Genomic DNA, 14,561 nt, shown 5'->3' on the forward strand with positions numbered 1-14,561 from the left:
GCCCCTACTCATGCAGATTGGCGATTGGCGAGTTGATTTGGTCTCTGGCGGCAGGTTTCTGCATGACGGCGGAATCTTGTATGGCGTCGTGCCAAAAGCGATCTGGGAAAAGATGACGCCTGCCGATCCGCAAAACAGAGTCCCGCTTGGGATGCACTGCGTCGTGGCGCGAAATCAAACGCATACCGTGTTGATCGACGCTGGGCATGGCGACAAGCTTTCGCCGCTCGACCGCAAATCGTATAGCCTGGAACCGGGATGGCCGCTGCTGACCGACCTGGCCCGGCTCGGAATTGCGCCGGAGGATGTCGACGTCGTCATTCTGAGCCATTTGCACTGGGATCACGCGGGGGGAGCGACGTCGCGGATCGATGGTCAGATGAAGTCGACCTTCCCAAAGGCGACCTATTACGTGCAGCGGCAGGAATGGACCGATGCGACGTCGGGGGCGCTCGAGGTCTCTGGCGGCTACCAAGATGACGACTATTTGCCCTTGGCCAGCGAAGGCCGATTGATGCTAGTCGACGGCTCGCATGAGATCATCCCTGGAGTGCGGACGATTCTAACCGGCGGACATACGCTCGGTCACCAGGCGGTTGAGATTACGTCCAATGGACAAGGGCTAGTCTTTTTGGGGGATGTTGCTCCGACGGTTGCGCACATTCGCCGGATGTGGTGCACTTCGTATGATCTCGACCTTCCCCAGTCTCGGCGGGTGAAGTTGGAACTGTTTGGCCATGCGGCTGACCGCGGATATTGGGTTGTCTGGAATCATGATTGTTACAACCCGATCAGTCGGATCGAGCGACATCCCAGACGCGAATTTGCGGCGGTAGAACTTCAGTAGAATCTCGAAAGTTTTTGAGAATCTCTCGATTGCTAGCGAAGTGATCGCCGCTCAAGCAGCGTTTCTGAGAGAGATTTAAAATACCGCCTTGGGTTCGATTAGGTGGTGCAGATTGCCCTTCGCGATTGTAGTGACTGTGTTGCCCAGGGGGGATGCGGTCGAATAGCCCATAGGTAGCGAAAAATGGGCCGCCGTATTCTATCAGAATGTTGCATTTACCCCATCTTGTGTAATCATGGGTAGTTCATTGCGGTAAACACCTGGGAAAGCCACTACACAAACCCCCTCCCAATCGAACTCTCAACTTCGATATTCGCCCAACACTTCGCGACCACGACGGGTGCGCAAGTCAACGTGAATTGCCAAAGTCTGCCAGCGGTCCCAATGTGAAGCTGCGGCTGGCGATTGAACGAATCAGGATTAGAAAACATGACGATTTCGACTGATCGAACCGATATCCCGGTAGCGATTGTCGGCATGGCGTGCCGTCTGCCTGGCGCCGCCAATTTGAATGAATATTGGCAACTGATCTCGGAAGGTCGGTCCGCCGTCGGCGAAGTCCCCGCGGATCGCCTGAATCGTGAGATCTACTACAATCCTGAAAAAGGCGTTCGAGGCAAGACGTACTCCACCAAGGCGGCGACGCTGGCTGATCGCACGTTCAATCGTGAACGTTGTCCCCTGCCGCAAGACCTGATTGATTCGGTCGACAACACTCACTTGTTGATGACCGAAACCGCCGCCGAAGCGTTTCGTCACGCGGGCTACGATCCGTTCAACTTGAAGGATCGAAATTGTTCGGTCTTCATTGGTCACGCTCAGGGAAGTTCGCGACTAGGCGAACTGACGTTTCAGGCCTATCTCGACGAAGCGGTCGCCCTGCTGGAAGCGACGCCCGAGTTCCAGGACTTGCCCCCGGCGCAGCGGCAAGAAGTCGAGCAGCAGTTGCTGCAAGAGTTGACCGCGTCGATACCGGACGGCGGCCAAAGCATCCGCAATCTCAATTGCAACATGGTTTCCGGAACGGTCGCACGAGCGTTCGGACTGACCGGCTCGTGGTTGGCGCTTAACTCGGCTTGCGCTTCGTCGCTACACGCGATGTTGATGGGCGCCCGAGCGCTGCAGCGTGGTCGGGCCGACATGGTGGTGGTCGGCGGCGCTTCGGACTGCAAGTCGGACTCACTGGTCCTGTTCTCCGCCGCGCAAACCTTGACCAAGAATGACAGCTGCCCGTTCGATGCGAATGCGGACGGTCTGATCATGTCGGAAGGTTACGTCGCGCTGGTGATGAAGACGCTGGATCGCGCGATCGCCGATGGAGATAACATTCAAGCGGTCGTCCGCGGTATGGGGGTAGCGACCGACGGCAAAGGGAAGAGCCTGTGGGCGCCCCGTAAAGAAGGACAAATGCGGGCGATGCGCCGCGCCTATCGCAGCGGCGTCGACGTCTCGCGACTGCAATATCTTGAATGCCATGCGACCGCGACCCAACTGGGCGACGCGACTGAAATGGAAACGCTCCGCGAGGTCTTAGAGCCGAAGTTCCCCGTTGGGAAGAAGATTCCGATCACCAGCGCCAAGGCCAACATCGGCCATGCGCTAGAAGCGGCCGGCATCGCGGGGATGATCAAGACGATTCTCTGCATGCAGCATCAGCAGTTCCCTCGGGCGATCAACATTAAGCAGTTGAATACGAAGGTGCCGTGGGATGAGTCTCCGTTCTTCGTGCCGATGCAACCGGCGGCCTGGCCGGCCCAGACCGATGGCGGTCCGCGCACCGCGGCGGTCAATGCGTTTGGCATCGGCGGCTTGAACATGCACGTGGTGATCGACGAGTACGTCGGTCAAACCGCCGAACAGATCACCGGCGGACCGCGCCCGGTGGCCGAATCGGCCGACGATCGCGCCGTAGCGATTATCGGCATGGGCTGCATCGCGCCTGGCGCCAGCGAAATCAATCAGTTCTGGGACGTGCTGCAGAAAGGGACCGACCCGAAGGGCGAACCGTCGGAAGAACGCTGGTCGAGTTTGGCCCGCCAGAAAGCGGAAGCCAAAGGCATCAAGGTCCTGGGCGGTTTCATCAACGACTACGCCTATGACTGGCGGAAGCACAAGGTGCCGCCCAAGCAGGTCAATGAAGCCGATCCGCTGCAGTTCATGTTCCTCGACGCCAGCGAACAAGCTTTGGCCGACGCCGGCTACGATCGCACCTCGATCGAACGTGAGCTTTGCGGCGTTGTGATCGGCACCGAATTCGGCGGCGACTTTGGCGACCAGTTGGAAATGGGCCTTCGTCTCCCCGAAATGCAGCACAAGCTGACTGGGATGCTCACCAAGCGAGGTCTGTCGGCCGAGAAGATCGAAGCGATCAACAAGAACTTCGCGGACGTGCTGCTGAAGAAATGGCCGGCCCTGGTCGACGAAACCGGAAGCTTTACCAGCAGCACGCTCGCCTCGCGAATCAGCAAGACGCTTGATCTGAACGGCGGCGCCGTCGCGATCGACAGCGGGACGACCTCCGGCATGTCGGGTATCGCGCTCTGCATCGATTCGCTGCTCTCGGGCGACAACGACATGATGATCTGCGTCGCCGGTCAACGCCGGATGGGGCAGACGATGTATCAAGGTCTGGCCGAGTCAGGCCACCTGCATCGCGAAGGGGCGCCGAAGAACGTCCTCGACGCTGGCTATAACGGCATCGTGCCGAGCGAAGGCGCCGCGGTGGTCGTGCTGAAGCGTCTGGCCGATGCCCGCCGCGATGGTGATCGCGTTCGCGCTGTGATTCGCGGTCTAGGCGCCGCCACGCATGATTCGCCAGCCGAAGCGATGCGATTGGCGGTTCAGCGTGCCGCCGAAATGGCCAGCATCGCACCGAGTGAAATTCAATTTGTTGACGTCGAAACGGATGAGAACCATGCGAGCGTCACACAGGCCCTAGCGACCCTCGCGCACGAACACGCCTCGCCAGAACGGGAAGAGCCGCTCCAGTTGAGCTCGGCCACCGCGCAGTTTGGCAGCATGGGAGGCGGCAGCTCGTTGATCGCTGTGCTGAAGGCGGCGCTCGAAGCCCAAAATCATGAAGTCGCCGCCGCGCGACAACTGCACCAACCGACCGCCGCGTTCAACGGTTCGTCGTCGAGCGTGCAAACCGCCTCGCTGAACGTCAAGTTGACCGGTCGCGGACTGGGTGGCGTCGCCAACTGGTCGAAGGGACAAGCCTTCTTCCTGATTCTGGACGATGGCGTTCCCGCTCCGCCGAAGCCGAAGAAGCAGGCGCCGGCCGTCGCCAAACCGACTCCGGCCGCGAAGATCGTTCGCTTTGGCGCCGCTTCGCTAGCGGAGCTGCAGACGCAAGTCGCCGCCGCCGAGCCGGTCCAACTGTATCAAGCGGCGGAATCAATCAAGTTTTCGCCGACCGATAAAATTCGCCTGGCGATTGTGGCTGACAGCGCCGAAGCGCTGGCCAAAAAGCTGGCGATGGCGTCGCCGCAGCTGGGCAATTCCGCGTCGCGTCAAGTCTTGGAACAACAGGGGATCTTCTGCCGCGAACCGCTCGCGACCAAGCCGCGCATCGCGTTCCTGTTCCCTGGACAAGGTTCGCAATACGAGGGAATGTTGCGCGATCTGGTCGCTCAGTCGTCGGCCGCCGCCAAGATGATGGCCGACGCCGACGCCGCGATGCGACGCCTGGGCTATCCGACCTTTGCCGAACTGGCCTGGAACAGGCCGACGCAACTGGGCGCCGACGTCTGGAAGACGCAGATCGCCATGTTGCTGGCCGATCTGATCTGCCTGGCGGCGCTTAGCGATCGCGGACTGAAGCCGGACGTGGTACTTGGTCACAGCTATGGCGAGTTCCCGGCGCTATATGCCGCCGGCGTTTGGAATCTGGACGCCGTGATTCGCATGACCCGCGCTCGTTGCGATGGCGTGAACGCCACCTCACTGAACAACGCTGGTCTGTTGGCGACCACCGCCCCGCCGGAAGAAATCAAGTCGATCATTACCGCCAGTGGCGTTCAGGCCTACCTGGCCAACTACAACGCGCCCGACCAAACGGTCATCGGCGCCAAGTTGACGGCGCTGGAGCAACTGGCGAAGGAACTCTCGGCCAAGTCGTACCCGGCCCGCATCTTGGCGGTTCCGGCGGCGTTCCACACGCCGCTGATGGCTGGTTCGAGCCGGATGTTGCAGCAGGCGCTCGAAACGGCCGAACTGAAGGCGCCGCAAACGCCGTTCATCAGTACCGTCGACAACAGCTTGATCGACGATCCGGCGCGGATCCGTCGCAATCTGGGAGTGCAGCTGACCACGCCGGTCAAATACGCGCCGCTGATCGAACAACTTGCGCTCGAAACGCCGACGATTTTCGTCGAGGTCGGGCCGCAGCAAACGCTTACCAAGCTAAATCGCCGGATCCTCTCTGGCGATGCGACAGTGATCGCTTCCGACAACCCCAAGCGCGGCGGTATTGAGCCGATCTTGAACGTCGAAGCGTTGCTGGAATGCCTGGGAGTTGGCGCCGAAGTCGCAAGCGTGCCGCAGCCGGCCGCTATCGCTATCGCCGCCGTCTCCCGTACGATGTCTTCTTCGACCGACCGCGCGCCCGCTAAGCCGCAGCCTGTCGCTTCGTCCCGTAGTCCGATTAGCACCAACGAGAAGAACCTGATGGACGATATTCCGCACTTTGACGCTACCGAGCGTCGACGCGCGAAGATGCGAGGTTCTGCCCAGGCTCCCGCGCCTGCAGCAGCGCCGCCGGCTCCGGCTCCGCCGGCCGCCGCGTCTCCCGCGCCCGCCCCGGTCGCAGCGCCAACTGTTCCGAGACCGACGTTTGCGGCGGCGCCCGCGGTTGCTCCCGCGCCTCCGGTGGCGCCGGCGCCGCAACCTGCTCCCCCTGCGCCTGTGGCGGCGGTCAACAAAAGCGACGGGGTCGACCTGGAGAAATTCCTGGTCAACTTCGTGGTCGAACAGACCGGCTATCCGCCGGAAGTGGTCGATCTGGACGCCGACATGGAAGCCGACTTGGGCATCGATAGCATCAAGAAGGCGCAATTGTTCGGCGAACTGCAGGAGTACTTCGAGATCAGCACGTCGGCGACCGACTTGTCGCTGGACGACTTCCCGACCCTGCGTCACGTCATGAACTTCCTGAACGCCAGCGGACAAGGCGCCTCGTCGGCTCCGGCCGCCGCACCGACGCCGGCTGCTGCTCCGGTCGCTCCCGCGCCGGCCGCGGTTGCTCCGCCGGCTCCGGTCGCTGCGCCGCAACCGGCTGCTCCCGCGCAGCCTGCCGCCGCCGCTTCCAGTAGCGCCAGCACGGCCGAACTCGAGAAGTTCCTGGTCAACTTCGTGGTTGAGCAAACCGGTTATCCGCCGGAAGTGGTCGATCTGGACGCCGACATGGAAGCCGACTTGGGCATCGACAGCATCAAGAAGGCGCAATTGTTCGGCGAACTGCAGGAGTACTTCGAGATCAGCACGTCGGCGACCGACCTGTCGCTGGACGACTTCCCGACCTTGCGTCACGTCCTGAACTTCCTCTCGGCCAATGGCCAGGCTAGCGAAAGCCAACCGGTCGCCGCTGTTCCGGCTCCGGTGACTCCGCCAGCTCCGGTGATGCCAGCTCCGGTGACAGAAGCGCCCGCGACTGGCGGCGCCAGCACCGAGGAACTCGAAAAGTTCCTGATCAACTTCGTGGTCGAGCAAACCGGTTATCCGCCGGAAGTGGTCGATCTGGACGCCGACATGGAAGCTGACTTGGGCATCGATAGCATCAAGAAGGCGCAGCTGTTCGGCGAACTGCAGGAGTACTTCGAGATCAGCACGTCGGCGACCGACCTGTCGTTGGACGACTTCCCGACTCTGCGTCACGTTTTGAACTTCCTCTCGGGCAACGCTTCGGCGACCACCGAGGAACCAGCATCTTTTTCCCTGGCCGCTCCGGCGCCGGCTCTGGAAACTAAAGAAGATGCGCCGGCCGCGGTGAGCGTTGCGACTAGCGCTCCTGCGGAACTCTCTGGTAAGACTTTGGACTCTGGCGCCGCGGCGCCGCTCGTGCTCGACGGTACGCCGTACGAGATGGGGCGGCGTCATGGTAGCCAATATCGGGACGAGATTCGTCGCGTACTCCGCACCTATGCGGAGTACGTCGGCGAGTCGATTGACGAGCTTCCCGGCTCGGCCCAATCGACCGACGCGCTCCAAACGCTTTCGCCCGATCAATGGGACGAATTGGCGGGGATTGCCGACGCGATTGAAGCTCCCCTGAGCAATGTGTTGGCCCATCACTTCGCCGTGGCCGAAACGCTGTCGGCGATGGAGCAAGCGGCCGCCAATAACGGCTCGCTGGTCCATGCCGCGCAGATTGACTCGCCAGCGATCAATCCGATGCGGGAGACGATTCGCCTAACCGCTTTCCTCCGCAAGCCGACTTCCGGCCTCTCGTGCGTCGTTGTGGCGCCGATCGGCACGGCGTTGATTTTGGGGGGCGTCAATGCGGCCGGCGTCACCTTTGGTGGTGAAAACGCTTCGGCAGCCGTGGTGCAAAAGAGCGCAAGCCTGGAAGCGGCGATCGATCTGTCGCTCAGCGAACAGGGCAGCGTGGTCTTGGGCGAACTATCTACCGGTCGACTCTCCAGCATTCAGGCTGGCGGCGACGACCGACAAATCATTAGCGATCAAGCGTCGGTGCACTGCGGCAATCGTCAGCTGGCGTTGGCCGGTGGCGCGTCCGCGGATCAAGGCGAGTTTTCCGCCAGCGACGTGACCAACCTGCTGCTATCGGCTGAAGGAGACTTGTTGGCGTTCCTGTTCGACTTTGGCGGCGGACAGCTATCGCTGAAGAGCGCGCCCCTTTCGCGGGCCATCGACAGTTACTCGTTGGGCGGTCTGTTCGACGGCAGCGAGGTTTCGTCGCCGGCGACGCCGACTTGCGGCGAAGCGACTCCCCTCGCTCCGGCGAACGTGACGGCTCGCTTTGAACTGGAAATGTGCGAATCGCCCCTTCCGTCGACCGCGCCCAATCAGCCGGTCTTTGAAGGAGCGGCAATTGTTCTCGGAAGCGGCGAGACTGCCGCCGCTTTGATTGAACAGTTGCAACAGCAAGGCGTCACGGCGTATCAAATCGCCGACGCCGCTGATCTAGAGAACGCCGTCGCGCAGGTCGAAGCGATCTGTGCGGCTGGCCCCGCGCCTCACTTGTTCATGACGACTGCTCGCGATGAGCGGAAGCATCTGCAACTGGGCGCCCCGGCGACCTGGGAAGCGGTCCAGACGACTGCAATGGAAACGCCCCTGTTCGTCGCCCAAAAATGGCTGTCGATCGCCGACAAGGCGGGCTGGCTGGAGAAAACGACCGTCGTGGCGGTAACCGCTCTGGGAGGCGACTTCGGCTTTGGTCGCGGCGCGACGGCTGTCGAAGGTGGCGCCTTGACTGGTCTGATGAAGGCGGTGTTTATCGAATACACCGTCATGCGGGGCGGAAAAGGTCCCCGCGCCAAGGCGTTCGATACCTGCCTGCAAGACGCCCCACGTCAAATCGCCAGCGACATCATGACCGAACTGGCTTCGGGCAACCAAGATTACGAGGTCTCCTACTCCGGCGGCGTGCGTCGCGTTCCTTTCGCGATGGATCGACCGGGCGAAGACTGCCCGTCGGCGGAACTGCCGCAAGGCGTGTGGGTCGTTACCGGCGGCGCTCGCGGCATCACGGCGGCCTGTGCTTTGGAACTTGGCAAACGGTATGGCTTGAAGCTGCACCTGATTGGCTCCAGCGAACTGCCGGCGATTGATCCCGCTTGGCGAGAGCTCGACGAGGCGGGCCTCAACAAGCTGAAGGCCGACACGATGATCGCGGCACGCCAAGCGGGGCAACAGGCTCCGCAGGCTTGGCAGCGCGTTCAGAAGAGTCTAGAGATCGACAAGTCGCTGCATGCGTTCGTCGACAACGGCGTCTCGGCCACCTATCACGCTTGCGACGTTTCGAGCCGCGACGCGGTCGCCCAAGTGCTGGACGAAATTCGCCGCGTCGATGGTCCGATCTCCGGCATCCTGCATGGCGCCGGTATCGACAAGTCGTGCCGCATGGAAAAGAAACGCCGCGACGTGGTGCAGGCGACGCTCGGCATCAAGGATGGCGGTATTGTGCATCTCGCTTCGCTCACGCAAAGCGATCCGATTCGCCACTTCATCGGTTTCGGTTCGATCGCCGGTCGTCTGGGCAGTTTTGGCCAGGCCGACTATTGCATGGCGAGCGATCTCCTCTGCAAGCTGATGGGCGCCTATCGTCGTCAACGACCGTGGGTTCGCAGCGTCGGCTTCCATTGGCATGGTTGGGACGAAGTCGGCATGGCCGCTCGCCCCGAAACGAAGAGCGTGCTCAACGACAAGAGCGCCCTGAAGTTGATGCCGTTGGCGGAAGGGATCGGCCATCTGATTCGCGAAATCGAAGCCGATGTGCCGCGTCACGAGATCCTGATCACCGAACGTCGTCACTGGCAACGCTTCGCCGACGGGTTGGGCATTTTGGCCGAGAGTCGCGCCGAAGCGCCGACCGCCGCGCCCGAGAAGCCGGCGGAAACCGCTTCGAGCGAACCGCTCGCGCCGGCCGACGCCTCGGTTGAACTCCGTACCGAACGTTGCGAACTGAAACTGATCGACGCTCCGCTGGGCGCCGCAACTCCGGCGTCGCCGACCTTTGCCGGTCCGACCTGGATCTTAGGCGAAAACGCCGATGCGGTTGAATTGGAACAACGGCTGACCCAAGCCGGCGTCGAAGTTTATCGCTTTAGCGCTCGCGCCGATTTGGACGAGACGTTGGCCTGGCTCGATTCGCTACATCCCGAAAAGCCGGCGCAGCGACTCTTCCTGATGACGGGGCGTGACGCTGCTGGTAGCGATCCGCTGTCGGCGGCCGAAATCGATCGTCGTCGTCACGAAGGGATCATCTTCCCCTACTTCATCGCGCAAAATTGGTACAAGCGAAACCTGAAGTTCCCAGAAGCGGGTACCGGCGACTTGGTCGCGGCGGTTTCGCTTGGCGGCGACTTCGGCTTTGAGTCGACTGTGCAGATGCCAGACGGAGGCGGCGTCGCCGGCTTCGTTAAGTCGCTGCACATCGAGGACTCGCGGCTCGAAACCCGTGGAGCTCGTTGCAAGGTCATCGATACTCCGGCATCGCAATCGCCGGCCGCACTGTTTGACGCGATGATGCGTGAGCTGGCCGGGGATGGGCCGGAAGTCGAAGTCAGCTGGAACGAAGGCGTGCGTCGAGTGGTACGCCCGATCGGCACGACGATGGAAATGGGACCCGACGCCAACATTCCGCGTGGCGGGGTTTGGGCGGTTACCGGCGGCGCTCGCGGCATCACCGCGATCGCGGCTCGCGAACTAGCGGCGAAATATGGCTGGAAGCTACATTTGCTCGGGAAGAGCCCGGCGCCGCTAGCTGACGCCGTATGGCGCAACTTCGACGAAGACCAACTGAAGACCTACAAGACGCAGATCACCCGCCAAGCGGTCGCTGCCGGCGGTTCGCCCGGTCAGGCCTGGGACCGCGTCCTGAAAGACTGCGAGATCTTCAGCAACCTGCAGAAGTTCGCCGACGCCGGCGTTCAGGCGACCTACCACCAGTGCGACGTCACAGACCGCGATGCGGTCGACGCCGTGCTGCAAGAGATTCGCAAAACCGACGGTCCGATCACCGGGCTGATGCATGGCGCCGGCTTGATCGAACCGGGGCGCTTCGATCACAAGCGTCGTCCGTTTGTCGAAAAGCTGATTCGGGCCAAGTTTGATGGCCTGATGCATCTGTTCGCGTTGACCAAGCACGACCCGCTGACCCACTGCATTGGCTTTGGTTCGATCAGCGGCCGCTTTGGCGGTAACGGGCTAAGCGACTACGCGGCCGGCAACGACTCGATGTCGAAAGCGCTCGACTGGTTCCGCGCGGCTCGACCCGACTGCACCACGCTGTGCATTCACTGGGAGTCGTGGGAAGGCGCAGGCATCGCCACCCTTTCGCGTTTTGCGTGGGGCCCGCGTTCGGTCATGAAGATGAAGTACATGCTGCCGGAAGAAGGCGTTCGCCGGTTGGAAGAAGAGTTGGCCGGCGGTGGCTACAAAGCGGAAACGCTTTACACCTTTGGCGACTTCTATCCGATGTTCTACCCGAACGAACAGTTCCCGCTCGGCGAGTTCCAACCGCGGAGCGGCGAAGCGGTTGATGGTTCGTTTCCGCTGGTTACCGCTTCGCGTACCGAAGAGGGAGAGCTGGTGGGCGACGTGCCGCTCGATCCAGTCAACGACCCGTTCCTGGCGCTCCACCGCTTGCGAGGCAAACCGCTGATGCCGGTTGTCGTCACCTTGGAAGCGCTGCGAGAAGCGGCCGAGTTGGCCTCTGGTAAAAAAACGGTCGCCTTCTGCGATGTCGACATGATGGACGGATTGGCGTTCCACACCGACAACGCCACAACCGCCCAGGCGCGAGCCAAAATGGTTGGCGATACGTTGGCCGAATGCCGCTGGACTTGCGACTTCCGTAACCGCAGCGGTGGTTTGATTCAAAAAGATCGCCTCTACCTGCAGGCGAAGATCGAAGTGGCCGATGAGCCTGCGGCGCTAACCGCCGAACTGCCGGCGTTCCCCAGCGATTGGAGCGCCGTCACCTATCCGGAAGACGCGGCGATTTATCACGGTACTCCGTTCCGTTGCCTCAAAGCGCTCAGCTGCGATGCCGATGGGGGGTGGGGGCACATTGTTGCCGAGCCCCTGGCCGATTTGACGAAGCCGGAACGGGTCGAAGGGTGGCGGGTCCCCTCCTGCATCCTCGATTCGGCGTTGTACGCCTGCGGTTGCCAGTTGTACATGCACAGCGAAGGCGCGGTATCCCTGCCGCGGAAGATCGAACGTCTGGAGTTGGGACGGATGCCCAGCGACGGAGAAAACTGCTACGTTCACTTCGTTTGTCGCGAAGTCGCCGAGAAATCGGCGCTGTACGACTTGACGTTGGTGGGCGAAAACGGCGAAGTGATCCTGAAGGCCTACGGCTATCAGAAGGTCATTCTCGGCCGGGGAGGCGTTGCATGATGAATGCCCTTGCGCGGCTGGTGCGCTATGTCGCCGATGCGGGCCAACTCCCCATTTCCTATTCCGCCGCGTGGTTGAGCGAGGCGGAACGCGCTGAACTTGATTTCTTCACGCATGCGGACCGCCGTCGCCAGTGGTTGAGCGGTCGGTGGATCGCCAAGCGATTGGTCACCCGTTCGAGCGATGCTGGCCAGCTGAGACGCGTCGAGATCTTGTCGCGTTCGGCGGATGGCCTTGGCAAATCGCCAAAGGTCTTGGTGGATGGACAAATGGCCTCGATCCGCATCTCGCTGTCGCATGCCGGCGGCGCGGTACTGGTCGGGATGACGACCGATGCGACGTCGATTGGCGTCGATTTGGCTTGGGACGTTCCGCAAGATAGGCAGTTCTCGGCCGCTTGGTTTACCGAGCGGGAACAAGCCTGGCTTGCCGAACGCCCCGAGTCGGCGTCGCTGTTGTGGGGACTGAAAGAGGCGATTTTCAAGTCGCAGGGAAGCGGTCAGGCCTGGAACCCCCGTGGCGTTGAAATCGAATCGTATTGCGACCATCAAGTCCGCTGCACGCTGTTCGGCCGCCAGCTCGCTCCACTCGCGGTGTGGGCGCGCCATTCGCACCGAGGCGCCGCCACCGCCGTCTGGCAATCCGCCGCTGGTGACACTCCCGCCTATCCCCAGCAGGAGCTTTCATCATGTTTGTGAGCAAGGAACATCATCCGCAGGTTCTGCCGCGGCAGGCCTATTTCGATCAAACCATCTTCGACAATGAGATGGAAACCATCATGATGCCCGCGTGGCATGCCGTCGCCCTGATGCACGAACTGCCGAAAGACGGTTCGTTCCTGACGATGGACATCTTCGATCGCCCAATCATCTTGTGGCGGAAGGGAGATGAGGTTTGCGGCTTTTTGAACGTCTGTTCGCACCGCTACGCCAAGCTGACCTGCAAGGGGTGCGGGGTCGCTGAGCGATTGCACTGCCAGTATCACGGCTGGGAGTTTGATGAAACCGGCAATGTCCGCAAGATTCCAGATGCGAAGACATTCAAGCCCCTGCAAAAAGGGATGCTTGGCCTTAAAAAATTCCGCGTGGAGCGCTGCGGGGAGTTGGTCTTTTTGAATCTGACCGACGAAGGCCCGAGCCTGCGAGAGTTTCTGGGCGATAAGTTCGAGATGTACGAGAGTTGGTTTACGCCGGAGATGCATACGGCGATCGTCATGACCCGCACAATCGACGCCAACTGGAAGTGCCTGGTCGAGAACGCGCTAGAGAGCTACCACACCACGACGGTGCATCCGCAGACGTTCGGCCAGTTTCCGGATGAAAAAGATATCCAGCACACGATGCAAGAACATTGGACGTCGATGTTCGTTGATTACAGTGAAGAACGATCGGTGCGGGCGACGCTCGACATGATTGGTCACCTCGCGGTTGGCCGTCCGCGGGACGGATCGTACGAACATATCCTGCACTACCCCAACGTGATGATGGCGCGACTGTCGCTCTATCGATGGGTCGAGTGCGTAATCCCGGTTTCGCCCGGTCGATCATTGTCGGTGGTTCGCCTGATGTGCCATATCGGCCAGAAGGGGCAACTGCGACGGTTATGGAACCGGTTTTTCGTGACCAAATGGGCGCGAGACTTTTTGACCAAGGTCGGCTCGGAAGATGCCCGGGTGTTGGTGCAGATTCAGAAAGGGATTGCCGCTCCTGATGAACCGATGGGCGGATTGATCTCGACGCGTGAAGAACGCATTTTCCATTTTCAGAAATACGTCGAGAAAGCGAGCGGATTGGCTGGCTTTTGCGACGAAAGCGATGTACTTCCAATTCGATTTTCAGGAAACGCAACATGATTAACCTCTCCGGACGTATCGCTTTGGTTACCGGAAGTTCGCGCGGCATGGGGCGAGCTTGCGCATTGCGACTGGCCGAAGCAGGCTCCGACGTGATCGTGAACTACGTCACGTCGCGCACCGCCGCGATGGAAACGGCCAAAGAGATTCGGGCGATGGGGCGCCGCTCCTTCGTCGTCAAAGCCGACGTCAGCCAAAAAGACGACGTCGAATCGATGATGGAATATATCAGCGAACACATCCAGCAGCTTGACATCATCGTCAGCAACGCGGCGACCGGCGGCTTTCGTCCGTTGATGGCCGCTAACGAAAAGCACTTTGAAAACACCTACCACACCAACGTGTTGGCGTTGCTCTACCTGGTGCAAGCTGCTTTGCCCCTGCTGGTCAAGAGCCAAGGCCGCGCCAAGGTGATCGGCATCAGCAGCCATGGCTCGGACATGGCTTTGCCGTGGTATGGTTTGATCGGTAGCTCGAAGGCGGCCCTGGAAAGCCTGGCTCGTCACCTGACGCTGGAAGTCGGCGACAAGGGCGTTAACGTCAACGTCGTCAAGTCGGGCCTTGTCGAAACTGACTCGACCAAGCGACTGCCGGGCGCCGGCGAGATGTTCGATCATCGCAAAGACAAGACGATGATGGGCGATCGGATGCTGTCGGTCGAAGACATCGCGGATGCGGTCCTGTTTTTGGCCTCGCCGCTGTCGGATCTCGTGCAAGGCGAAACGCTGGTCGTCGATGGCGGCGCCGCGGTTCACGTTTAGTCGATTGCTTGGA

General features: G+C 61.1%; 5 protein-coding genes. All 5 read left to right on the plus strand.

Annotation, left to right across the window (positions count from 1 at the left end; genetic code table 11):
• Window positions 1–10 precede the first annotated feature (10 nt).
• Entirely contained in the window at window positions 11–847 is an 837-nt protein-coding gene (locus tag Enr8_RS08320; RefSeq protein ID WP_146430369.1) for an MBL fold metallo-hydrolase, read from the plus strand.
• Between the two features lie 429 nt (window positions 848–1,276).
• Complete coding sequence (locus Enr8_RS08325) at window positions 1,277–11,935, plus strand: type I polyketide synthase (protein ID WP_146430371.1); 10,659 nt, start codon at window positions 1,277–1,279, stop codon at window positions 11,933–11,935.
• Window positions 11,932–12,633, plus strand: coding sequence for a 4'-phosphopantetheinyl transferase family protein (locus tag Enr8_RS08330; RefSeq protein ID WP_146430374.1), 702 nt, complete (start codon window positions 11,932–11,934; stop codon window positions 12,631–12,633). The genes Enr8_RS08325 and Enr8_RS08330 overlap by 4 nt, the downstream gene beginning before the upstream one ends.
• Window positions 12,624–13,787 carry an aromatic ring-hydroxylating oxygenase subunit alpha gene (locus Enr8_RS08335; protein ID WP_146430376.1) on the plus strand — a complete coding sequence of 388 codons (1,164 nt, stop codon included), beginning with the start codon at window positions 12,624–12,626 and terminating at the stop codon, window positions 13,785–13,787. Before Enr8_RS08330 ends, Enr8_RS08335 begins: the two co-directional genes overlap by 10 nt.
• Window positions 13,784–14,548 carry an SDR family oxidoreductase gene (locus tag Enr8_RS08340; protein ID WP_146430378.1) on the plus strand — a complete coding sequence of 255 codons (765 nt, stop codon included), beginning with the start codon at window positions 13,784–13,786 and terminating at the stop codon, window positions 14,546–14,548. Before Enr8_RS08335 ends, Enr8_RS08340 begins: the two co-directional genes overlap by 4 nt.
• Window positions 14,549–14,561: the final 13 nt, after the last annotated feature.

This window comes from Blastopirellula retiformator, from assembly GCF_007859755.1.
Lineage (GTDB): Bacteria > Planctomycetota > Planctomycetia > Pirellulales > Pirellulaceae > Blastopirellula > Blastopirellula retiformator.

What these genes read in the sequence shown, in the direction of transcription:
- Enr8_RS08320 (WP_146430369.1), top strand. Translation starts at nt 11, where the DNA reads ATGCAGATTGGCGATTGGCGAGTTGATTTGGTCTCTGGCGGCAGGTTT.
- Enr8_RS08335 (WP_146430376.1), top strand. Translation starts at nt 12,624, where the DNA reads ATGTTTGTGAGCAAGGAACATCATCCGCAGGTTCTGCCGCGGCAGGCC.
- Enr8_RS08340 (WP_146430378.1), top strand. Translation starts at nt 13,784, where the DNA reads ATGATTAACCTCTCCGGACGTATCGCTTTGGTTACCGGAAGTTCGCGC.
- Enr8_RS08330 (WP_146430374.1), top strand. Translation starts at nt 11,932, where the DNA reads ATGATGAATGCCCTTGCGCGGCTGGTGCGCTATGTCGCCGATGCGGGC.
- Enr8_RS08325 (WP_146430371.1), top strand. Translation starts at nt 1,277, where the DNA reads ATGACGATTTCGACTGATCGAACCGATATCCCGGTAGCGATTGTCGGC.